This is a genomic window from uncultured Tateyamaria sp., assembly GCF_947503385.1.
Lineage (GTDB): Bacteria > Pseudomonadota > Alphaproteobacteria > Rhodobacterales > Rhodobacteraceae > Tateyamaria.
Genome location: NZ_CANNDO010000001.1, coordinates 300,976 through 323,597, shown reverse-complemented (window position 1 = coordinate 323,597; position 22,622 = coordinate 300,976). Strand labels below are relative to the sequence as shown.

Genomic DNA, 22,622 nt, shown 5'->3' with positions numbered 1-22,622 from the left:
TGGCGTCTGCGCTGCGGTCAAGCCAATGCCAATCAGCATTAGGCCATGCCCACGATGCCGGTTGCCGTCGTGCCGGTCGCGAAAATCCGTGAGGCACGGACAGGAAAGGCGATGCCTGCCGCGACGTAGACGGTCGCGGTAGTGCCCGAAACGGTGGTCAACCGGACAGCGCCGGATTGCGCCACATTCAAGGCACGCGTCGCCTGCGGCAAGTCCGCGCCGTCATCAGGCGCCACAACAAAAACGTCTTCCGCCGGTGCTTCGAGTCCGGGGGTATACGATGCAAATCGGTCAGTCATGTGAAGTCCTTTCGGTGCCAATGATGCATTCGTCCCTGTGGGTCAGCGCGTCGAAGACACCGCACAGGGAATGCGAAGGATCAAACCGACGCACAAACAAGGAAAATTCGTAAAAAACCTTAATAAACAGTCGCCTGTGCGACCGGTGGGTTAAGGGTTTGTCAACGCTTTCAGCAGGCGCAACAGCACCGTGCGTTAAGATTTGAAAATTGGTGCGGACCGGGTTTTCCAACAAAAACAAGGCACAGGATCAGCCCTGCTCGCAAAACGTGAACAATTACCATTTTATTTAACTTTTGGTTGATTTCTTCCTGTTTCAGTTCCGGCGCATTGCAGGCCTTCCGCTCCGCAAACCTGTCAAGAAACTGCCCAGCAATTGGCTGTCCGCAGCCACAATCCTGTCTCGATCTCCCTCTACCAAGCTGGGCAGCTAAACGGATCCGTTGGGTCAACACGCGGTCTGGTGCACCAGACCAACATGAAACTGTGCATGTCGTCCACTCCGACAGGCACCCCGAAAGAATGCAAGGAAGATTGAAAGAATGACTGCCTCGTTTATCAATCCCACTTCGGTGAACACGCTGCTCTCTGATCCCGACGTCGGCGAATCCTGGTTTATTGATGGGTCCGAAACGTCGGATGTCCACATAGATGTGTCGAGCGTCTGGGAAGATTACACTGGTGATGGCGTGCTGGTCGGGGTGATCGACTCGCAGATCGACTATCACCACGGTGACCTCGCAAACGCGTACGATTCCGATCTGGATTACAACTTTGCACTTGAAACCGACGACGTGAACGTCGCGCCGCGCGACATCGGTGACTGGCACGGAACAATGGTCGCAGGCGTCATCTCGGCCGAAGGTGGCAATGGCGAAGGCAGCGTGGGCATAGCGCCCGGCGCGACATTGGTTGGCCTTGCGATCGACTATTCCAGCGCTAACGCCGTTGATCAGGTGCAGCAAGCCTTGGCCGCCGCCGTCAACGTCGACGTGGCCAACAACAGCTGGAGTTTCACGCAGAACTTCCACGATAACTTCAGCCGCGCGGAATTCGCGCATCTGGGTGATACGCTGCAAACCGTGGCCGAAGAAGGCCGCGATGGTCTGGGCACCAGCATGGTGTTCTCCGCAGGGAATGACGGTGCGAGCGGCTCATCCAATTACCACAACTTCCAGAACTCGACCTACGCGATTTCCGTGGGTGCGATTCAGGCGGATGGTGACGCTTGGGCCTCGACCAGCATTGGCGCAAACGTGCTCGTGTCTGCGGCAGGCGATGACGTCTACACGACCCGCCCCAAGGGCAACTACACAGAGACATCCGGCACGTCATTTTCAGCTCCGGCGGTGTCCGCCGTTATCGCCCTCATGTATGAAGCCAACCCAGATTTGGGCTACCGGGACGTGCAGCAAATCCTCGCCTTGTCCGCCGAGCGCGAGGGTCTGACCGACAACGCGTTGCACGGCCAAGGCTGGCGCATTACGAACACCGACAACTTCAACGGTGGTGGGATGCACTATAGTGATGTGTTCGGCTACGGCGTTGTAAACGCTCACAATGCTGTGCGCCTTGCCGAAACCTGGACACAGCAACAAACGGCGCACAATCGCGAAACGATCACGGTCGAGCAGGAGGTTGGCCAAGAGCTGATCGCCGGCACGCAAGATCACATTTCGGTTGATATCGAGATCACCGAAGCGATCGAAGTTGAGCATGTCGAGTTGTCGATGGCACTGGTCTGGCGGTTCAGCGGCGATCTTGAGGTATATCTGACCAGCGCCGAAGGTCAGCGCGTCCAACTGGTCTATGACCACGAAGAGGCCAGTAGCATTGGCAACATCCGCAACTTTACCTTCTCATCCGTCGCTACGATGGGTGAATTGGGTGCTGGCACGTGGACGCTGGACATTTACAACATGAACCCCGACGCCACAGATCAGGGTGAACCCATGACGGGTCGCCTCCTTGATGTGTCGCTGTCGATCCACGGTGATACGGACGGTCTGAACGACGACACGTATTTCTACACGAACGAATTCGGCAACCATTACGACGGCACCGATCTTGAGGCGCGCAGCACCCTGTCTGACACAAATGGAGGCCATGACGCGATCAACGCGGCCGCCGTGACTTCGGGCAGCCGTATCGACTTGACCGGAAACACTTCCAGCATGATCGCGGGGGTTGTTCTGGATCTCGGCACACCAGAAGAGATTGAGGATGTCTTTACCGGCGACGGCAACGACATCGTATTCGGCAACGGGTCCGACAACTGGTTGAGCACCGGGCGTGGTGACGACATCATTCACTTTAGCTTTGGCGAGGACACCGTAGACGGTGGCGCAGGCAATGACACTTTTGCCATCGATGCACTGTTTTCCAGCGTTCACGCCACGCTGTCTGATGCTGGCACATTCTTGTTGGGCTTCATCGACTACGGGTTGTCGATGATATTTGGCGTGGAATTCTTTCAGTTCACCGATGTCACCTACGACGCGGCAGAGCTTGAAGCGTGGATCACAAGTGGCGAATTGCCCGAACCAGAGCCGGAGCCCGAACCCGAACCGCAACCAGAGCCTGAACCAGAGCCCGAGCCTCAGCCTGAACCCGAACCCGAGCCTCAGCCTGAACCCGAACCGGAACCAGAACCCGAGCCCGAACCAGAGCCCACGGATCCTCCCGTGGAGCCGACACCCTCGGATGATTTTGACGAAACGTTCACTGGTACGGATGGCGCTGACCGCCTGACCGGAACGGATGGGCGCGATGAACTTATCGGGAATGCCGGTGACGACACACTGTCCGGCGGTGACGGCGCAGACGACCTACACGGTGGTGCAGGCATTGACCGGTTGAATGGTGGCGCAGGTCACGACGTCATGGATGGTGGCGCAGGTGCAGACCATCTGGTAGGCGGCGCGGGTGCTGACACGATTGACGGCGGCGCCGGGTATGACCGACTGCGTGGCGGTGCTGGCGATGATGTCATGGACGGTGGTGTCGGCAATGACCGCCTCATCGGTGACGCTGGTGACGATTATATCGAGGGCGGTCTGGGACGTGACATCCTGCGCGGCGACGAGGGCAACGACACGCTGTCCGGTGGCGAAGGACGTGACCTGCTCTTTGGTGGCGCAGGGGCCGATACCTTCGTGCTTGACCTGCAGCACTCCGGCGAACTGGACGTGATCCGCGACTTCAACCTGGACGAAGGCGATCAAGTTGTGCTCGTTGGCCTCAACAGCGCCAGCGAAGCGGACATCGAGATGGTGACGCGCAACGACGACACCATTCTTCAGGTCGAAGTGGGTGGTCAGACGATCCAGCTTGGCCGGATCGAAGGCATCAGTGCCGACGACCTGAGCATAGGCCAACAAAGCGACGGCGAATTCTGGCTGTTCTAAACATCAGGGCAGGGCGGCACAGGCTGTCCTGCCCTTGGCCCGTCTATGTGTAGCGGGTCCAAGGCACCGAACGTCCAAGCAACGCTTCGAGCGCGGCAACATCTTCCTGATAAAAACCAGTCAACGACTCAGCCGTGCCCGGATCCATCGGCGCCACGACCTCACGCATTTCCTCGCGGTTGGCCTGTCGCATTTGGCGTATGCCGGGCAGGGACTTTGCCAACTCCGCGACTTTACCAAGTCCGTTCCGCCGCGCGAAATTCCCGATCTTCCACAAGGTTTCACCCATGGCTGCGTTGCGATAGCGCACGCTTTCATTGGCACGCAAATCCAGAAAATCAGCCAGCGGTTCGAGGCCCAGTGCGTCCGTAACCTGTCGCGCGGCTTTTGCACGATCTACATGTATATCTTCTTGAAACATAACATGAATTTGCTCGCGTGGGAAATGATCGAACCATCCTGACAGATGATGTGCATAGCGACCCTGATCGCGGTAGAGCGGGTTGTTTTCCAACGCAGTTTCGAACGAAAGATTGGCGCCGCTGATATGGCCCTTGCGCGCCTCGTGCAGGTGATTTGAATATGCCCGGTCTACCGGGTCCCGCAGCGTGACAAAGACCTGCATATCCGGATTGTATTGCGCTGCGCGGAACGGCGCGCCGGGGTGGATCAGGTACGAGGGCGAAATTTCCCCCCGATGTGCTCGGTCCTCTGCTCCGACAAAACTGCGTTCGTACCACTCATAGCCGCGGTCGAAATAGTAGCTGAAAAAGTCGACTTCCTTGTCATCGCTCACCCGTACATCCGGGCACTGCTGCAATACGCCGTACAGCCAAGTCGACGCGGATTTCTGCGCGCCAATTCCAATAAACGTTGCTTGTAATGGTCGCATGTGTGGTCCTTATACCGGGCCTCCTTAAAGGCGCAGAGCGCCTGACGCGCAAGCAAAAACCAAACCTGAGCGTCCTGCACGGCGAACACTGTGGCGCAGGGCAAAAATCATGTGCGCTTTGCGGCGCGAAAATGTGTTGTCGGATCAGTCTTGCAGGGTCACCGTCTCGGCATACGCTTCGCCGTCTTCTAGCCGGACGCCGGTTAGGCGTCCGCTGGCATAGGCGCCTGTATCGATCGAAATGCGTCCGTCCCGTGCTTGAGGGTTCGCCACGATCGTGTGTCCGTGCACCACCCAGATGCCATCCCGCCGCCGACGCTTGAAGAACGCTGGATGCCCCCAATGCAGATCATGGTCCGACTGTTCGTTCATGGGCCGGTCCGGGTCGGCTCCGGCGTGTACGACTGCCACATTGCCTGATTGCCACAGGGGCGGCAAAGACACCAACCACGCGACCAGATCCGGGCCCATCGCTTCGGCCAATGCATCCCGCGCATCGTTCAACATCGCACTGTCATTGTTGTGCCGGATCGTGGGCAATCCAAAACTTTGCAGCGTTGCAGTGCCGCCGTGGTTTAGCCACCGCGCCCCCTCTTTTACCGGCGCTTCCAGAAAATCGCGCATCATCACTTCGTGGTTTCCAGACAGGCATGTAATGTCAGGACGGGCCTGCAAGGTGCGCAGCACCTCAGCACTGTTGGGACCCCGGTCTACGTAGTCTCCAACACATACCAGGGGCAGATCGCCGACCCGCTCAAGAAACCGATGCAACAAGGCTGCACATCCGTGGATGTCGCCGACAACGACCACAGGTGCGTCGGGTGCGACGGCCGGGAACGGCGCGTCCGATTGTGCACTGCGAAAAAACTTGCGGAACATGTGTTGTGACCCTGTGCGCGGCATCCTCGGCGGGGGTCATCCCGCACGGGGTTGTGCCTTCGCTCATCAGGGTAATGGATTGGGCGGCGGTTTCAACGTCCGCCTGACATAACTCGGGTAAGGGGCCGTCGCGCTAATGTGTGTGCTTGTAGTCAACCACTGAAACAATGATGCCGACCACAACAGCGCCGCACAGACCGTACAGGGGAACGCCCCATGCCCAATGTAGATCGAACCGAATGACACCCGCGATGGACAGAATGGCAGCCACTGGCACAGCTGCCATGACCGCCGCCAGTGCATTGTAGTGGCGACCGGTCTGTCGTCTGACCTGATCTTCCATACGGATCTGATCAGGATGGAGCGTTTTTCCAGCCGCCGTTGCCGTCATATCGGTCAGCGCCACTGCTCTTCTCCTGAATATGTCAAATTACCAGTCATGAGAACTTTCGGTCCCGTATGGAGTATTTGTGCACGTTAAGCGGGTATGTTGTCTAGGTGCAACCTGTTGCAAAAAAGTAAGCCAAAAGACAAAACACGTCCGCCATACGCACGGATACTTCGGAAAACCGAACATTGTGTTAACAATTAATCAAGGCAAAAAATTGCCCGAGCAGGTTTGAGCAGAATTATGTTACTTCGGCACGGATTGTACGTAGCGGTCGGTATGACTCTTGCGTCTTGCAGCGTGGTTGGTCCGCAATACCAGCGACCCGCTATTCCGCTGGATGCGCAATTCGCAGCATCCACAAAAGGTGCATTGAGTTTCGCAGCCGAAGACCCGTGGTGGGAGCGTCTGCACGATCCCGTATTGACGTCTTTTGTCGAAAAGACTTTGGCCCGAAACATTCAAATTGACGCAGCCCTCGCCCGCATTGCCGAGGCGCGTGCCATCATCGGAACCGTGAACCCGCGCAGCCAGCTGTCGGGCAACCTATCCGGGTCTGCAACGGTGCGCAGTGTTGAACGCGATTCAAACAGCAGCGCGCAATCTCAGGTTTCCGCGACGTATCTCTTTGACCTGTTTGGTCAGCGGCGCCGTCAACAAGAACAGGCCGAAGCCCTGCTCGAAGCAGCGGTGCAGGAAGAAGCGGCGCTGCGACTTGCCTTGCAGGCTGAAGCAACACAAATCTATCTGAACGCACGCTTTCTGCAGGCGTCCATGCGCATCCGCAAGGCTGCCGTGCGCAATCGGAGCCGATTGGTTTCGATTTTGCGGGAGCGTGGTTTGGTTGGGGATTCCACGCAAGTGCAGTTGCGCCGTGCGCAGGCCGAATTGCGGCTGGAACAGGCACGTCTGCCGGCGCTCGAAGGCGACTTCAAAGCGACAGCTTTTGCGCTGGCGACGCTCAGCGTGGAGCCAGCCGAATCCGTACTGGAAATTCTTGCCCGCGGCGGCGGGCAGCCGGTTCCAACGGCCCACTTGAATCCTGACGTCCCTGCCGCGCTGTTGCGCAATCGTCCGGACGTGCGCGCCAGCGAAGCGCGTTTGGTGGCCGCCACGGCAGAAATCGGCGTGCTTGAGGCGCAGCTTTATCCCTCCCTGTCTCTGGGCGGTACGATCGGCGTCAGTACGAACAACACGATCTCTTTTGGTCCTTCCCTTGTTGCACCTCTGTTCGACCTCCCGGCGCGTCGTGCCCGGATTGCTGCCGGTCGCGCACGCGCGGAGGAGGCAGAGGCGAACTATCGTCAAACCGTCCTCGAAGCGGTCGAGGAAGTGCAGGTGAGCCTGGCGCAAACCCAAAGCCTGCAAGAACAGTCAGCGGCCTTGCAGCGTGCACAGTCAACATACCGCGACGCGGTGAGCCTGTCGCAAGAGGCTTTCAGCCTGAACGCCATTACCCTGATCGAGGTTCTGGGGGCAGAAGAAGACCTGCGGGACACATCATTGACGCTGGCTGGTGCGCGGCGTGACTATGCAGCGACATGGGCGCAATTGAATATCGCAATTGGCCAAGGGCGCGATGTCGTCCTTCAGCGCACTGCAGAATGATACGATCCGCCAAGGCGTGACTTGGCAGATTTCCGCTCAAACCATGCCAACGAAAAGAATCACTTTGGCCAAAACGGCAGCGATGGTGCACGTTTTGCGAGCAAAGAGTTAAAATTTCAGCTTTTCAAAAGCGATTGAAAATGTGTCTTTGACGCAATCGCTTAAAATTTGAGCGGCTTATCTTTCGCCGCACTGCGGCGTAAACCACTGTAAAATCGGCTAAAATTTTTCCGGTTTCCGTGGTGGAAACGGTGCGCTCGCATTGTTTTCGCTACGGGGAAAAGAAACGGTTTGTTAGCCTTCTCTGGAATGCTGTGATGCTGTAGAACCTACTCATAATCTGCACAAGTGTCGCGTTGAGCAGACGTAAGGCACGTAATATTAACACTATTTTAGTCGTTTGGTTTCGCTGCCAAGCACTCTTTTGACTGGGGAGTCAAAATGAACAACCGTGTATCTACGGCGGCAGATACTGCCGGCCTACGTATCGGGCGTGACTCTGCGGCGCCTTTATATCCCTCTGTTTTCAAGCGTCTCTTTGACGTCATTCTGTCGGTCATTTTGTTGCCGATCCTTCTTCCTATTATTGCTGTTCTTTACATTGTCGTGCGGTCCGATGGTGGCCCTGGCTTTTTTGGTCACAGCCGCGTTGGCCGGAACGGTCGTTCGTTCAAATGTTGGAAGGTCCGCACCATGGTGACGGATGCGCAGGAGCGCCTCGACGCGCTGCTTGAGAGTGACCCAAATGCGCGCGCAGAATGGGATCGGGACCGCAAGCTGCGCAATGACCCGCGTGTGACGCGGATCGGTAACTTTCTTCGCAAATCCAGCCTCGATGAGCTGCCTCAGATTTTTAATGTGTTGAAGGGTGAGATGAGCCTTGTTGGGCCACGCCCTGTGACAGAATCTGAGCTTGAACGGTACGGCACCCAGCAGGGTGTTTACCTCGCCATGCGGCCCGGCGTAACGGGCCTTTGGCAAGTATCCGGGCGGAACGAGGTCACCTATGGTGAACGCGTGAGCATGGACAGTACCTACTATAACAGCGTGTCTCTCGGCACGGACCTGCGCATTCTGGCCAAGACGGCTGACGCAGTGCTGAGCAAGACTGGCTGCTGACCCATACCGTCAGGCAAACACGAAAACGCCCGCGCTGTTGCGCGGGCGTTTTTCGTTTCAACTGTGTTCTTGGCGTACCTGGTGAAACCTATGCGTCAAAACCCGTGCATCCGCTTGGCCCATTGATAGGCGACGACCAGCCCTTTCATCCGTGGCAACAGGAATAGCGTTGCCGCGACCGCGACAGACGACAGGATCAAGGCAAACGTCAATGGCTCCGGGCGGAAGTTCACATACACAAAATGCAGAACGAACCCCATGACATGCCCGACCAACAGGATCGTGAGGTAGGCTGGTCCATCGTCCGCGCGCTGAGGGGTAAAATCCTCGCCGCAGGATGCGCACCGTGTGTTCACCTTGAGATAGGCGTGCAGCAGCGGACCCTGTCCGCAGTTCGGACATTTTAACCGCAAGCCCCTGCCGATGGCAGGTCTCAGGGCGCGGTCCGGTGTAGCAATCTCTGACATTGGCTTGCTTCCTTATCCGGGTCGTGTGGATCTATCAGCTTGGGATATATTGATTGCATACAATCTGAGTCAATGATTGCATTTGCGTCATTTTGTCTGCATTGCTATTGTCATGCCCTATGCATCAACGCCCAAGGGAACACCCATGACCATCGCAGACTGGACCCCGGAATTTTCCGGCACGGATCGCCCGCATTACGTAGCGATTGCCGACGCGATTGGGGCCGACATCGCCTCCGGGCGGCTCAAGCCCGGTGACCGTCTGCCGCCGCAACGGCAAGTTGCACAGCGTGTCGCCTTGGATGTGTCCACTATTTCCCGGGCCTATGCCGAAGCCGCCCGACGTGATCTGGTCGACGCGCATGTGGGGCGCGGTACATTCGTCAAAGATCCCAAAAGCGGCACAGCGCCTCACGATCCGAGGCGCGCGCTTGAAGAAGACCCGCGGATGAACATGCCGCCAGAGCCGACGGGCCCAAAACTGATCGCCCGGATGCAGGCGGGGCTGGAGCACGTGTCCGCGAATATCGTGCATCTGCTGCGCTACCAAACGCCAACCGGCAGTGTAAAGGATCGCGAGATTGCGGCGCAGTGGATGGTGTCAAACGGCGTCGATTGTGCGCCGGATCGATTGGCCATCACCGCCGGTGCCCACGCGGCGATCCAAGGCGCGCTGATGGTGTTGCGGCAGCCGGACACCGTTGTTCTGTCGGAACAGGTCACCTATCCCGGCATCCGCGCCATATGTGCCGAGCTTGGCCTGCCGCTGATCGGTCTGGAGGAGGACCGCGACGGCATCACGCCGGACGCGCTGCACCGCGCGCTGAAAACGTACCCGCAAGCGGTGCTGTACCTCAACCCGACCTTGCGCAACCCCACCACACACACCGTTCCTGAAACGCGGCGCGGGCAGATCGCCAGCCTGTTGGAGCGACACGGTGTTCCATTGATCGAAGATGACGCGTATCGGTTCATTGCACAGGGGACCCCACAGCCCTTTGCGACCCATATCCCGCATCTGGCGTGGCATATCGCGGGCATCTCCAAGGTTTTTGGTGCCGGGCTGCGGCTGGCCTATGTCCAGGTGCCTGACGCAGTGAATGTGCGGCGCTTCGTACAGTCCATGCGCGCAACACATGTGATGACCAACACGGTCAGCCTCGCTTTGCTCAGCACATGGATGGAGGATGGTACTGCGGCAGCGCTTCAATCATTTGTCCGGCAAGAGGCGCAGCACCGCCAGCGCATGGCGGCGCGGATTCTTGAAGGCTACAGATTTGCCGCCGATCCTATGGCATACAACATATGGCTACCATTACCGGAAGGCCTGAGCCGGGCCGAACTATTGTCCGGGATGGCGCGGCAACCCCTTGGCATTATGCCCAGCGACGCATTTACGGTTGGTGGGGACCCGTCCGAATCTGTGCGCGTGTGTCTGGGCGGCCCGGCATCGCGCAGCGTGATCGAAGCTGGATTGGTTGCCCTGACCGATACACTTGCCGGGGGCAATTGGTCTGGATGATACGTGCTGCGGTAAGGGAGAAATGGTGCCCAGAAGAGGACTCGAACCTCCACGTCCATACGGACACTAGCACCTGAAGCTAGCGCGTCTACCAATTCCGCCATCTGGGCACGGGTTGGTAGGGGGCGTTTAAGCGCAGTGGACATGGGTGTCAATCCGATTCCTCTGGCCTGTGTGGGTCACATCTGTGGGAGCCTCCGGCGGGGATTTTCTTGGGACAGAGACGGGAGCGGGTCCGCGCCAAAATGGCGTCTTGTGCGGTGCAGTTCGGCCCTTTAGACCAAGGGCGATACTGCGCGCGAAGGAGCTAACATGTCCAAGCTGGTCACGATCTACGGCGGGTCCGGATTTGTGGGGCGTTATATCGCCCGGCGCATGGCCAAGGCGGGTTGGCGCGTGCGCGTGGCGGTGCGGCGGCCGAACGAGGCGATCTTTGTCAAACCGTACGGCGTTGTCGGTCAGGTTGAGCCGGTGCTCTGTAACATCCGTGACGATGCATCCGTTGCATCGGTGATGCAGGGTGCAGATGCGGTGGTGAACTGCGTCGGCATTCTTGCACGGCAGGGCAAAAACACGTTCGAGGCCGTGCAGGCCGAAGGTGCCGCGCGCGTGGCGCGTATTGCAGCGGCGCACGGCATCACTCAGATGGTGCAGATTTCGGCCATCGGGGCAGACGCGGACAGCGACAGCGCATATGCGCGCACCAAGGCGCTGGGCGAGGCGGCAGTGCAGGAGCACATGCCAAATGCCGTGATCCTGCGACCGTCGATTATTTTTGGCACTGAGGATCAATTCTTTAACCGGTTTGCGAGCATGTCGCGGCTGGGTCCGATCCTGCCGGTGGTGGGTGCGGAGACGCGGTTCCAGCCCGTCTATGTAGACGACGTTGCGCAAGCCGCAGTGACGGCCCTGACCGGGACCGTATCCAGCGGTGTCTATGAATTGGGCGGGCCGGACGTGCGCACGTTCCGGTCGCTGATGGAGACGATGCTGCAAGTGATCCGGCGCCGCCGCCTGATTGTGAATATCCCGTTCTGGATGGCGAACATCATGGGCTTTGGGTTCGAGCTGGCCAACCGGCTGACGCTGGGTCTGTTTCCGGCGCAAATCACGCGGGATCAGGTGCGCAATCTGGCCGTGGACAATGTGGTGGCCGATGGTGCCAAGGGCTTTGCCGAACTGGGGATCGAACCGACAGCGATGGACGCGGTGTTGCCAGAGTATCTGTATCGCTTTCGCCCGTCGGGTCAGTATGACGCAATCAAGGAAAGCGCAAAGAACCTGCGCGCCTAAGTATAGGCCCAGATCAGCAGGCCGATCCCAAGGATCACACGGTAGATCACATATGGCGTAAAACTGATGCTGCGCAGCAGGCGCATCATCAGCACCAGAGCGCCCAATGCGGCCAGAAATGCAAAAGCGGCGGCAATGCTGGCGTCGCGCATCAGTGCCCAGTTTGCCTGTCCCACCACATCGAGACTGAGGATCGTGCCAGAGGCGAGGATCACCGGAATCGACATCAGCATCGCAAGTTTGGCGGCATCCTCGCGCGCATAGCCCAGTTTGCGGGCGGCGGTGATTGTGATGCCTGAGCGTGACGTACCGGGGATCAAGGCGAGGCATTGCGCAAGACCCATCGTAGCCGCGTCGCGCAGCGTCCAGTGGTCGGCGGTGCGCTTGGTGCCGCCCGTCATGTCCGCCCAGTAAAGCACAATGCCAAAGATCAGCATGGTCCAGCCAATGACAGCGGCAGAGCGCATGGCCTCATCAAGGCCGGTGAGTTTGATGGCAAAGCCCACGATGACCGCCGGGATCGTCGCGATGATCAGGCAAAGGGCAAGGAACGCGCCTTGGGTGTCGACCTTTCCACGGGCGAGGCGGAGCGTGCCTCCAGCGGCGATACGCACATCCCGCCAGAAATACAGGACAACGGCCAAAAGAGTGCCCACATGCACCGCCACGTCGATGGCGAGCCCTTGATCTGGGGTGCCGGTGAGCGCGGGCAACAAGATAAGGTGGCCAGAGGAAGAAATGGGCAGGAATTCGGTCACGCCCTGAATCAGCGCTACTATCAGGAGTTGAAACAGAGTCATGTGCCGCGCGCCCTTATGTGCTACACTCTGCATACAAGCCGCTGATTCTGAACGCAAACGCCAGATATGAGGCCGAACCGGCCTTAAATCTTATGCCGTTTATGCAGCTTTGCACCTGATCTTGTGACAAAACACATTATTAGGTCAGTAATACTGCCTTTTCATCCTGTCTTGAATCCTTTATGCCGCGCGGACCTGACCGTTTACCCGCTGGAGTGATCCATGGCCGAGCAACCGATGCTGAAATTCGTGAACATCCCCCGAGTCATGCCCGAAAAGCGTGATGCGGAAACACGTCGCGAGGATTTCCATGAGATTTACGCCGAATACGCGGATGCCAAAGCAAAAGAGCAGGCGTCACGTTGTTCGCAATGCGGTGTGCCCTATTGCCAGTCGCATTGCCCGTTGCACAACAATATCCCCGACTGGTTGAAGCTGACTGCCGAAGGTCGTTTGCAAGAGGCCTATGAGGTGTCTCAGGCAACCAACACCTTTCCCGAGATTTGTGGCCGCATCTGTCCCCAGGACCGCCTGTGCGAAGGCAATTGCGTGATCGAACAGTCGGGCCACGGCACCGTCACCATCGGATCGGTCGAGAAATACATCACCGACACCGCATGGGAAGAAGGCTGGGTCAAACCGATCGCTCCGGCACAGGAACGCAGCGAAAGCGTGGGCATCATCGGCGCGGGGCCCGGTGGGCTGGCCGCAGCGGACGTGCTGCGCCGCGCGGGCGTGCAGGTCACCGTCTATGACCGCTATGACCGTTCGGGCGGATTGCTGACCTATGGTATTCCCGGCTTCAAGCTGGAGAAGGACGTTGTGATGCGCCGCAACGCACAGTTGGAACAGGGCGGTGTGACCTTCAAGCTGAATTGCAACGTGGGCGACGACATCTCGTTCGAGGATATTCGCAAGGCGCATGATGCGGTTATCATTGCGACGGGTGTTTACAAAAGCCGTGATCTTTCAATGCCTAACGCCGAAGCCAACGGTGTGGTCAAGGCGATTGATTTCCTGACCGTAAGCAACCGCAAGAGCTTTGGCGACGCGGTGCCCGCGTTTGAGGACGGGTCGCTGAATGCGAACGGTAAACGCGTGGTGGTCATCGGTGGTGGCGACACGGCGATGGATTGTGTGCGCACGTCGATCCGGCAGGGCGCGACCAGCGTGAAATGCCTGTACCGCCGGGACCGGGCCAACATGCCCGGCTCGCAGCGCGAGGTGCAGAACGCCGAGGAAGAAGGCGTGGTATTCGACTGGTTGCGCGCACCCAAAGGGTTCACCACCGACGGCGACAAAGTCGCCGGCGTGATGGTGCAGCAGATGCGTCTGGGCCAACCCGACGCTACAGGCCGTCAGGCACCCGAGTTGATCGAAGGTGCCGACTACGTCGAAGAGGCGGATCTGGTGATCAAGGCGCTGGGCTTTGAGCCCGAAGAGTTGCCAACGCTGTGGAACCAGCCCGAGCTGGAGGTGACACGGTGGGGCACGGTCAAGGCCGAGTTCACAACCGGCAAGACGGCTATGGTCGGCGTCTATGCGGTGGGTGACATCGTGCGCGGCGCAAGCCTTGTCGTCTGGGCGATCCGGGACGGGCGCGACTGCGCCGACGCGATCCTGCAACAGTTCAGTGCCACGGCCATCGCCGCCGAATAACCACGTCACCGGGCCGACCATCCACGTGCACAGCGCGAGACACATTTGACATCACTTATGTCAGCATCGCTGACAAAGCAGGGAGAACGACAATGGAAAAGACCGGAGGATGCTTGTGCGGTGCCGTGCGCTTTGTTGCGCGCGACGTGCCCGGCACCTTTGGCATCTGCCATTGTCCAATGTGCCGCCGGTGGACCGGGGCCGCGCTGGTCGAGGTCAGCGTTAAGACCGAGAACATAACTTGGGACGGTTCCGAGAATATTGCAGTGCGCGCAGGCAGCGATTGGGCCGAACGCGCGTGGTGCCGGGAATGCGGCACGGGTCTCTATTTCCGTCAGACGAAGCCGGGCAAGTGGTTCGGCGCGACCGACCTGCCCTTGGGGCTGTTCGATGATCCAAACGGTTTTGAGTTGAGCCACGAGATTTACGTGGATCATGCGCCTGACGGATTTGAAATCGTGGACCGGGGTCAAAAGCGCATGACACGGGACGATGTGATTGCTCTCAACCCCGATCTGGACGCAGCCCCATGATCCGTGCAGCCGTTTTATTTCTGCTGGCTGCGCCAGCCACCGCCAGTGACCGGTTCATCCCGCCTGTCGGGTGTGAGGGTGTTGTAACGGTGCAATCGCGCGGTTGCGAGTTGGACAATATCTATGTCTGTACCGCTGATACTCCGGGCGACAGTTGGCGCGTGTCGTTTCACGAAGATGGGCCAAAATTCATCGGGCGCATTGATGCCGAAACCCAATGGATGGAAAGCATTGATCTGTTCCCGACCCGGCGCGAGGTGATCGAACTGCCCGCCGCCGATCCGGCCAGCCTGTCCGAGTTGCTTGAAACCGGGACCGACGCATTCGATTTTAATATGCGCGGTCCGGGTGGCGAGGTGACCCGCGTTGTGGGCTTTGATCAATTGACCGGCGAAGAGGTCGTGATTGACGGCGAGGCCCTGCTGCGCACGGCCTTTTCGGCGCGCTACGAGAGCACGACAAGCGGAACGACGACGATCACGGGCAACGAATACGTGTCGCCTGCGCTGGGTCGGTTTCTGTCGGGCAGCTACCGGCACACCAGCGCGGACGGGGCTGTCACCGAATGGGCGAATGACCCCGTTGATTTCATTTTTCCCGGCGAACCGGGGTTCTTTTCCAAGACACCGCTATACGAGTGTGAAGCGTCGCTGGCACGTTTCACCCCCAGCCACGAAGGAGCCGACCAATGACCAAATTTGATGCCACTTGGGTCAAGGCCGAGGAAACAAAACGCACACGTCTGGCCGAACAGGGTCTGTATGCGCATGAACACGAGCGCGCGAATTGTGGCGTGGGTCTGGTGGTGAATGTCGACGGCACCGCCAGTCGCGCGGTGGTGGAAAACGGGATCAAGGCCCTAAAGGCGATTTGGCACCGCGGCGCTGTGGATGCAGATGGCAAGACCGGCGATGGCGCGGGCATCCATGTGCAGATTCCGGTGCCGTTCTTTTACGATCAGATTGAACGGACGGGCCACACACCGGATCGGGACCGGCTGATCGCGGTGGGGCAGGTGTTCCTGCCACGCAATGATTTTGGCGCGCAGGAAACTTGTCGGACCATCGTGGAAACCGAAGTTCTGCGTATGGGCTACTACATCTACGGCTGGCGGCACGTTCCGGTCGACGTCTCTGTTTTGGGCGAAAAGGCCAATGCAACCCGGCCCGAGATCGAACAGATCCTGATTTCCAATGCCAAAGGCGTGGACGAAGAAACGTTCGAACGGGAGCTGTACGTGATCCGCCGCCGCATCGAAAAGGCTGCCGCCGCTGCGCAGGTGCCGCAGCTCTATATTGCGTCGCTGTCCTGCCGGTCGATCATCTACAAGGGCATGATGCTGGCCGAACAGGTGGCGGAGTTTTATCCCGACCTGCTGGATGAGCGGTTCGAGAGCGCTTTTGCGATCTATCACCAGCGCTATTCCACCAACACATTTCCACAATGGTGGCTGGCGCAGCCGTTCCGAATGCTGGCGCACAATGGCGAGATCAACACGCTCAAAGGCAACCTGAACTGGATGAAGTCCCACGAAATCCGCATGGCATCGGGCACGTTTGGCGACATGGCCGAGGACATTAAGCCCATCGTTGCCAACGGGTCTTCGGACTCGGCGGCACTCGACGCAGTGTTCGAGGTGCTGGTGCGGGCGGGCCGTAACGCGCCCATGGCCAAGACGATGCTGGTGCCGGAATCGTGGTCCAAGCAGGCGGTTGAGCTGCCGCAGGCGTGGCGCGACATGTATTCCTACTGCAATTCGGTGATGGAACCGTGGGACGGTCCAGCCGCCTTGGCCATGACGGACGGGCGTTGGGTCTGCGCGGGGCTGGACCGGAACGGTCTGCGTCCGATGCGCTATGTCGTGACCGAGGACGGTATGGTTATCGCCGGGTCCGAGACCGGCATGGTGCCGCTGAACGAAGCGGGGATCATTGAAAAGGGCGCATTGGGCCCTGGTCAGTTGCTGGCCATCGATATGGCGGAGGGCAAGCTGTATCACGACACCGAGATCAAGGATCAACTGGCCGCCAACCAGCCCTTTGGCGACTGGGTCGGCAAGATCAAGGATCTGGAACCTGCGATAGCGGGCGTGACGGAAAAGGTCCTGTTTTCCGGTGATGATCTGAAACGGCGTCAGATTGCGGCAGGCTACACCATCGAAGAGCTTGAGAATATCCTCGCCCCCATGGCCGAGGACGGGAAAGAGGCGATTGCCTCCATGGGCGATGACACGCCCTCGGCCGTGCTGTCCAAGCGGTATCGTCCGCTGTCGCATTTCTTCCGCCAGAATTTCAGCCAAGTGACGAACCCGCCAATTGACAGTCTGCGCGAATACCGCGTGATGAGCCTCAAGACACGGTTCGGCAACCTCAAGAACGTGCTGGACGAGTCGAGCGCACAGACCGAGATCATCACACTCGACAGCCCCTTTGTCGGCAATGCGCAGTGGGACGAGATCGCGACCCATTTCAACGCGGACCTGATCGAGATCGATTGTTCCTTTGAACCCGGTACCGGCGCGCTCAGCGATGGTCTGGCGCGTATCCGGGCCGAGGCCGAGGATGCCGTACGGTCGGGCGCGGGGCACATAGTGCTGACGGATCAACATTCCGGGCCGGATCGCGTTGCGATGCCCATGATCCTTGCCACATCCGCTGTGCACAGTCATCTGACGCGCAACGGCTTGCGCACCTTCTGTTCGCTGAACGTGCGGTCGGCGGAATGTATTGATCCGCACTACTTTGCCGTGCTGATCGGTTGTGGTGCGACGGTTGTGAATGCTTATCTGGCCGAAGACTCGCTGGCCGACCGGATCGACCGGGGCCTGTTGGACGGCACATTGACCGAGGCGGTTGCGCGCTACCGCAAAGCGATTGATGCGGGCCTTCTCAAGATCATGGCCAAGATGGGGATTTCCGTTGTGTCGTCCTATCGCGGTGGCCTGAATTTTGAGGCGGTGGGCCTGTCCCGCGCCATGTGTGCCGAATACTTCCCCGGGATGTTGTCTCGCATCTCTGGGATTGGCGTGACAGGCATCCAGTCCAAGGCCGAAGAGGTCCACGCACAGGGTTGGCAAGGCGCTGATGTCCTGCCCATCGGCGGCTTCTACAAGGCGCGCCAATCGGGTGAGACCCACGCATGGGAAGCGACCTCGATGCACATGATGCAGATGGCTTGCAACAAGGCGTCGTTCGAACTGTGGAAGCAGTATTCCGCCAAAATGCGGAGCGGCCCGCCGATCCATCTGCGCGACCTCATGGACATCAAGCCGCTGGGCAAGCCTGTGCCGATTGAAGAGGTGGAGAGCATCACTTCGATCCGCAAGCGGTTTGTAACGCCCGGTATGTCGCTGGGCGCACTGAGCCCCGAGGCGCACAAGACGCTGAACGTGGCGATGAACCGGATTGGCGCAAAGTCGGACAGTGGCGAAGGTGGTGAAGATCCGGCGCATTTCCACCCCGAGCCCAATGGCGACAATCCGTCGGCCAAGATCAAGCAGGTGGCGTCCGGGCGTTTCGGCGTGACGGCGGAGTATCTGAACCAGTGTGAAGAGCTGGAGATCAAGGTGGCGCAGGGTGCCAAGCCCGGCGAAGGCGGGCAGTTGCCCGGTATGAAGGTCACTGACCTGATCGCACGGCTGCGGCACTCGACCAAGGGCGTTACGCTGATCTCGCCCCCGCCGCACCATGACATCTACTCGATCGAAGACCTGGCGCAGCTGATCTACGACCTCAAACAGATCAACCCGCGCTGCAAGGTGACGGTCAAGCTGGTGGCGTCCAGCGGTGTCGGCACCATCGCCGCCGGTGTGGCCAAGGCGAAGGCAGATGTGATCCTAATCTCGGGCCATAACGGCGGCACAGGCGCGTCGCCTGCTACGTCGATCAAATACGCGGGATTGCCGTGGGAGATGGGCCTGACCGAAGCGCATCAGGTGCTGAGCATGAACAACCTGCGCGACCGTGTGACCTTGCGGACCGACGGGGGCCTGCGCACCGGGCGTGATATCGTGATGGCGGCGATGCTGGGGGCCGAGGAATACGGCATCGGCACTGCGGCGCTGATCGCGATGGGCTGTATCATGGTGCGGCAGTGCCAGTCCAACACGTGCCCCGTGGGCGTGTGTACGCAGGACGAAGCGCTGCGGGCCAAATTCACCGGCAACGCGGACAAGGTGGTGAACCTGATCACTTTCTACGCGCAGGAAGTCCGAGAGCTGTTGGCTTCTATCGGGGCGCGGAGCCTTGATGACGTAATTGGACGGGCGGACCTACTGGCGCAGGTGTCGCGCGGGTCTGCGCATCTGGATGATCTCGACCTGAACCCGATGCTGATCACCGTCGATGGGGCCGCAGACATCGTCTACAACCGCGATCGCGACCGCAACGCAGTGCCCGACACGCTGGACGCGCAAATTGTGCGCGACGCGGCGCGGTTCCTTGAGGACGGCGAAAAGATGCAGTTGAGTTACGCAGTGCAGAACACGCACCGGACTGTGGGCACGCGGACCTCCAGCCATATCGTACGCAAGTTCGGGATGCGCAATACGCTCCAGCCTGACCACCTGACGGTCAAACTGACCGGCTCTGCCGGGCAGTCCTTGGGCGCGTTTGCGGCACCTGGGCTCAAACTGGAAGTGTCTGGCGATGCCAATGACTATGTGGGCAAGGGTCTGTCAGGCGGCACCATTGTCGTGCGTCCGCCGATGGCATCACCGCTCGTTGCGTCGGACAATGTGATCATCGGCAATACCGTCCTTTACGGGGCGACCGACGGCTTCTTGTTTGCGGCGGGCCGCGCGGGTGAACGGTTTGCGGTGCGCAACTCGGGTGCGCAGGTCGTGGTCGAGGGCTGCGGGTCCAATGGCTGTGAATACATGACCGGCGGTGTCGCCGTGATCCTGGGGGGCATTGGTGCGAATTTCGGCGCGGGGATGACCGGCGGGATGGCGTATCTGTATGATCCCGAGGGGCAGGCCGAGCCGCTGATGAACATGGAAACCTTGGTGACGTGCCCGGTGACCGTGCCGCACTGGCAGGATCAGCTCAAGACACTGATCGAGCGGCATTTGACGGAAACCGGCAGTCGCAAGGCCGCCGATATCCTGCAACATTGGGACGTTGAACAGCGTCACTTCTTGCAGGTGTGTCCCACAGAAATGTTGATCCATTTGCCCGCACCTCTGACGCTTGAGGAAGGGGCCATTCCCGCAGAATAAGCGGGCCTCAGGGTTCTTCGCGCTGGGCGACCATCTTGGTCGCCTGATCGCGGCTGCCCACGTGGGTGTTTTCGGCCAGAATGTCGCTGACACGGCTGGGCATGGTGCCCAGCTTGTGCGCGATCACGTGGTCGGCATTGCCGGACCATTTCAGGATCCAGACCAGTTTGGCATCTGCGGCGCTGAGCACGCGGTATTCGGGCGCGATGCTGCCGGGTGGTGTTTGCGGTATTCCTTCAATCATGTCTCCGCTCTCCGAAATCAGGGCATATGGCTTCGGCTGACATAGAGTTTACTGCGAATCAGGCATTTTCCGTAAGCGTTTAACGTTTTGATATTGATTAGAGTTTTCGTCGACTCTGGTGAACGAGTTGTTGCCGAGGGCAAGGCCCCTAGATTGAGTGTCATGCGATGGATTTTGCTTGGCTTTCTGTTGATGACCGGTGCGGCGCAGGCCGAGCCGCAGCGCATTCTTGCGGTGGGGGACAGCCTGCTTGCTTGGCAAAAGTGGACGGGGCGCGACATCCCGTCAGTGATGGGGCAGGTGTTGGGCGCCGAGGTCGAAAATGACGCGGTGGCGGGTGCGCGGTTTTCCAACGCCTCCGGTCTGGGCCGTGCGCTGGGGTTCGATGTGCGGTCGCAGTATCGGCGCGGGCCATGGGATTTGGTGCTGATGAACGGCGGAGCAAACGACCTGCTGAACGACTGTAGTTGTGGCGCATGTGGTCCTGTCGTGGACGGTTTGATTGATGCAGAGCTGGACGGCGAGGTGCCGCGCTTTATCGCTCAGGTGCTGCGCGACGGGGCGCAGGTGCTGTGGATGGGCTATTATGCCAGCGCGCGGTCGGGTCAGTTTGCGGGTTGCCGCCCGTATCTGGTGGAGTACGACGCGCGAATTGCCCGGTTGGCGGCGGCAACGCCGGGGCTGACATTTGTCGATTCCGAAGATGCGCTGGACCCGGACAATCGTGCGCTGTTTGCGGTGGATGGCATCCATCCGTCGCCAGAGGGGGCGCAGCGGGTCGGTCTCTATCTGGCAAATCGTATCTCGCCCTGAGCCAGCCCATTGCCTATAGCTAGGCCATGGCTAAGGCACGCAAGGCAAAGACAAAACCCAAGGCAAAGACGAAGCGGCGATTTCGTCCGGTTCGCTGGCTGCTGCTTTGGGCACTGCGCGGGTTCAGTGCCGCGTTCCTTGTTGCGGTTGTGGCTGTGTTGCTGTGGTCGGTCGTGAACCCGCCCACCACTTGGTACATGTGGCAGGAATCCCGTCGTCTGGGCGGCGTGGATCAGGAATGGGTGCCAATGGAGGAGATCGCGCCAGTGATGGCCCGGTCTGCCGTCGCGGCGGAGGACGCCAATTTTTGCCTGCATTGGGGCCTCGATTTGGAGGCGATCCGCACTGCGATTGAGGACGGCGGCAGCCGTGGCGCGTCCACCATCAGTCAGCAGGTCGTCAAGAACGTCTATCTCTGGCACGGGCGGTCGTGGCTGCGCAAAGCGCTGGAAGCGGGTATGACCCCGCTGGTCGAGGCGATCTGGTCCAAGCGGCGCATCCTCGAGGTGTATCTGAACGTGGCCGAGTTCGATGAAGGGGTGTTCGGGGTTGAGGCGGCGTCGCGCCATTATTTTGGTGTTGGCCCCGAAGCGTTGAGCCCGACGCAGGCCGCACGGCTCGCGGCTGTGCTGCCCAATCCCAAGGGCCGGTCGGCCAGCCGCCCGTCGAATTTCGTGCGCAAACGGACCGGAGCGATCCGCGACGGGGCCGCCACGATCCGCGCAGACGGGCGGGCCGCGTGTTTCGAGAGTTGAAAATTCGTGCGTGCGCGTGCATGGATGCCTGACCCATTGCTGACCTTGGATTTCTGATGGCGCGCCTGTTCCACGTCCCCCTATCCCCGTTTTGCCGCAAAGTGCGGCTGAGCCTTGCCGAAAAGAAGGTGGAGGTGGAACTGGTCGAGGAGCGGTACTGGGAGGCGGACCCTGACTTCCTGCGGCGCAACCCGGCGGCCAAGGTGCCAGTGCTCAAGCTCGATGGGCTGACGATGAGCGAGAGTGCGGCGATCTGCGAATATATCGAAGAAACGCGGCCCGAACCGCCTCTGTTGCCCAAGGACGCGGGTCAGCGGCTGGAGGTGCGGCGGCTGGTGGGCTGGTTCGATGACAAGTTCCACAACGAGGTTACGTCGAAGCTGCTTTATGAGCGGGTGAACAAAAAGGTGATGGGCAAGGGGTTTCCTGACAGCCGGAACGTCAAAGATGGGGCGAAGGCGATCAAATATCACCTCGACTACATGACATGGCTTTTGGATCATCGCCGGTGGCTGGCCGGAGATGTGATGACCTTGGCCGATTTTGCAGCGGCGGCGCATCTGTCGGCGTTGGACTATATTTCGGATGTTGACTGGAACCGGAGCGAGGTGGTCAAAGACTGGTACGCCAAGATCAAGTCGCGGCCCGCGTTCCGGTCCATTCTCGCTGATCAGGTGCCGGGGTTTCCACCGCCGCGGCACTATAACGATCTGGATTTCTGACCGG

At 59.5% G+C, this 22,622-nt stretch carries 19 protein-coding genes and 1 tRNA gene; 12 read left to right on the top strand and 8 right to left on the bottom strand.

All coding sequences use genetic code 11. The features are described from left to right. Positions 1-38: 38 nt before the first annotated feature. Positions 39-299: a hypothetical protein gene (locus Q1A85_RS01605; protein WP_299684363.1), complete on the bottom strand. Its 261-nt coding sequence runs from the start codon at positions 297-299 to the stop codon at positions 39-41. Between the two features lie 542 nt (positions 300-841). Between Q1A85_RS01605 and Q1A85_RS01600 the strand changes: the two genes are divergently transcribed. Further along, positions 842-3,706, top strand: a complete 2,865-nt coding sequence (locus Q1A85_RS01600; RefSeq protein ID WP_299684361.1) for a S8 family serine peptidase — start codon at positions 842-844, stop codon at positions 3,704-3,706. 43 nt (positions 3,707-3,749) lie between these two features. Here the strand turns inward: Q1A85_RS01600 and Q1A85_RS01595 are convergent, their stop codons facing one another. The 3 genes from Q1A85_RS01595 to Q1A85_RS01585 all read right to left on the bottom strand — a co-directional run bounded on the left by Q1A85_RS01595 (position 3,750) and on the right by Q1A85_RS01585 (position 5,883). Further along, complete coding sequence (locus tag Q1A85_RS01595; RefSeq protein ID WP_299684360.1) at positions 3,750-4,598, bottom strand: sulfotransferase domain-containing protein; 849 nt, start codon at positions 4,596-4,598, stop codon at positions 3,750-3,752. A gap of 144 nt (positions 4,599-4,742) precedes the next feature. Further along, positions 4,743-5,477, bottom strand: coding sequence for a metallophosphoesterase (locus tag Q1A85_RS01590; protein WP_299684358.1), 735 nt, complete (start codon positions 5,475-5,477; stop codon positions 4,743-4,745). Between the two features lie 133 nt (positions 5,478-5,610). Further along, complete coding sequence (locus Q1A85_RS01585) at positions 5,611-5,883, bottom strand: hypothetical protein (protein WP_299684357.1); 273 nt, start codon at positions 5,881-5,883, stop codon at positions 5,611-5,613. A gap of 225 nt (positions 5,884-6,108) precedes the next feature. Between Q1A85_RS01585 and Q1A85_RS01580 the strand changes: the two genes are divergently transcribed. Beyond that, positions 6,109-7,473, top strand: coding sequence for an efflux transporter outer membrane subunit (locus Q1A85_RS01580; RefSeq protein ID WP_366140546.1), 1,365 nt, complete (start codon positions 6,109-6,111; stop codon positions 7,471-7,473). A 441-nt stretch (positions 7,474-7,914) separates the two neighbouring features. Further along, positions 7,915-8,592 carry a sugar transferase gene (locus tag Q1A85_RS01575; protein ID WP_299684353.1) on the top strand — a complete coding sequence of 226 codons (678 nt, stop codon included), beginning with the start codon at positions 7,915-7,917 and terminating at the stop codon, positions 8,590-8,592. Between the two features lie 95 nt (positions 8,593-8,687). Here Q1A85_RS01575 and Q1A85_RS01570 read toward each other — a convergent pair whose 3' ends face one another. After that, the gene (locus tag Q1A85_RS01570) at positions 8,688-9,059 is read right to left on the bottom strand and encodes a DUF983 domain-containing protein (RefSeq protein ID WP_299684351.1); all 372 of its coding nucleotides are present in this window, start codon (positions 9,057-9,059) and stop codon (positions 8,688-8,690) included. A 145-nt stretch (positions 9,060-9,204) separates the two neighbouring features. Here Q1A85_RS01570 and Q1A85_RS01565 point away from each other — a divergent pair, with 145 nt between their 5' ends. Next, positions 9,205-10,581, top strand: coding sequence for a PLP-dependent aminotransferase family protein (locus tag Q1A85_RS01565; protein ID WP_299684349.1), 1,377 nt, complete (start codon positions 9,205-9,207; stop codon positions 10,579-10,581). 23 nt (positions 10,582-10,604) lie between these two features. On the opposite strand, the gene Q1A85_RS01560 is transcribed toward Q1A85_RS01565, so the two are convergent. Then, a tRNA-Leu gene (locus Q1A85_RS01560) sits at positions 10,605-10,691 on the bottom strand. A 202-nt stretch (positions 10,692-10,893) separates the two neighbouring features. On the opposite strand from Q1A85_RS01560, the gene Q1A85_RS01555 reads away from it, so the two are divergent. Continuing rightward, complete coding sequence (locus Q1A85_RS01555; RefSeq protein ID WP_299684347.1) at positions 10,894-11,874, top strand: complex I NDUFA9 subunit family protein; 981 nt, start codon at positions 10,894-10,896, stop codon at positions 11,872-11,874. On the opposite strand, the gene Q1A85_RS01550 is transcribed toward Q1A85_RS01555, so the two are convergent. Beyond that, entirely contained in the window at positions 11,871-12,674 is an 804-nt protein-coding gene (locus Q1A85_RS01550) for an undecaprenyl-diphosphate phosphatase (protein ID WP_299684345.1), read from the bottom strand. The two genes, Q1A85_RS01555 and Q1A85_RS01550, sit on opposite strands and share 4 nt — an antisense overlap. Before the next feature lie 222 nt (positions 12,675-12,896). Between Q1A85_RS01550 and Q1A85_RS01545 the strand changes: the two genes are divergently transcribed. From Q1A85_RS01545 to gltB, 4 genes are all read left to right on the top strand, one after another. Beyond that, positions 12,897-14,333, top strand: coding sequence for an NAD(P)-dependent oxidoreductase (locus tag Q1A85_RS01545; RefSeq protein WP_299684343.1), 1,437 nt, complete (start codon positions 12,897-12,899; stop codon positions 14,331-14,333). A gap of 92 nt (positions 14,334-14,425) precedes the next feature. Further along, entirely contained in the window at positions 14,426-14,866 is a 441-nt protein-coding gene (locus Q1A85_RS01540; RefSeq protein WP_299684341.1) for a GFA family protein, read from the top strand. Then, positions 14,863-15,558: a hypothetical protein gene (locus Q1A85_RS01535; protein ID WP_299684339.1), complete on the top strand. Its 696-nt coding sequence runs from the start codon at positions 14,863-14,865 to the stop codon at positions 15,556-15,558. Before Q1A85_RS01540 ends, Q1A85_RS01535 begins: the two co-directional genes overlap by 4 nt. Then, complete coding sequence (gene gltB, locus Q1A85_RS01530) at positions 15,555-20,084, top strand: glutamate synthase large subunit (RefSeq protein WP_299684337.1); 4,530 nt, start codon at positions 15,555-15,557, stop codon at positions 20,082-20,084. The genes Q1A85_RS01535 and gltB overlap by 4 nt, the downstream gene beginning before the upstream one ends. Before the next feature lie 7 nt (positions 20,085-20,091). On the opposite strand, the gene Q1A85_RS01525 is transcribed toward gltB, so the two are convergent. Further along, positions 20,092-20,328: a hypothetical protein gene (locus Q1A85_RS01525; RefSeq protein WP_299684335.1), complete on the bottom strand. Its 237-nt coding sequence runs from the start codon at positions 20,326-20,328 to the stop codon at positions 20,092-20,094. Between the two features lie 162 nt (positions 20,329-20,490). On the opposite strand from Q1A85_RS01525, the gene Q1A85_RS01520 reads away from it, so the two are divergent. Genes Q1A85_RS01520 through Q1A85_RS01510 form a run of 3 tightly spaced genes read left to right on the top strand, consistent with a single transcriptional unit; the run spans position 20,491 to position 22,618 of the window. Beyond that, on the top strand, positions 20,491-21,141 hold the full coding sequence (locus tag Q1A85_RS01520) for an SGNH/GDSL hydrolase family protein (protein WP_299684333.1): 651 nt from the start codon (positions 20,491-20,493) through the stop codon (positions 21,139-21,141). Between the two features lie 26 nt (positions 21,142-21,167). Then, a complete protein-coding gene (mtgA, locus tag Q1A85_RS01515; RefSeq protein WP_299684331.1) occupies positions 21,168-21,896 on the top strand; it encodes a monofunctional biosynthetic peptidoglycan transglycosylase in 729 nt (242 codons plus the stop codon). 56 nt (positions 21,897-21,952) lie between these two features. Continuing rightward, positions 21,953-22,618: a glutathione S-transferase family protein gene (locus tag Q1A85_RS01510; protein WP_299684329.1), complete on the top strand. Its 666-nt coding sequence runs from the start codon at positions 21,953-21,955 to the stop codon at positions 22,616-22,618. Positions 22,619-22,622: the final 4 nt, after the last annotated feature.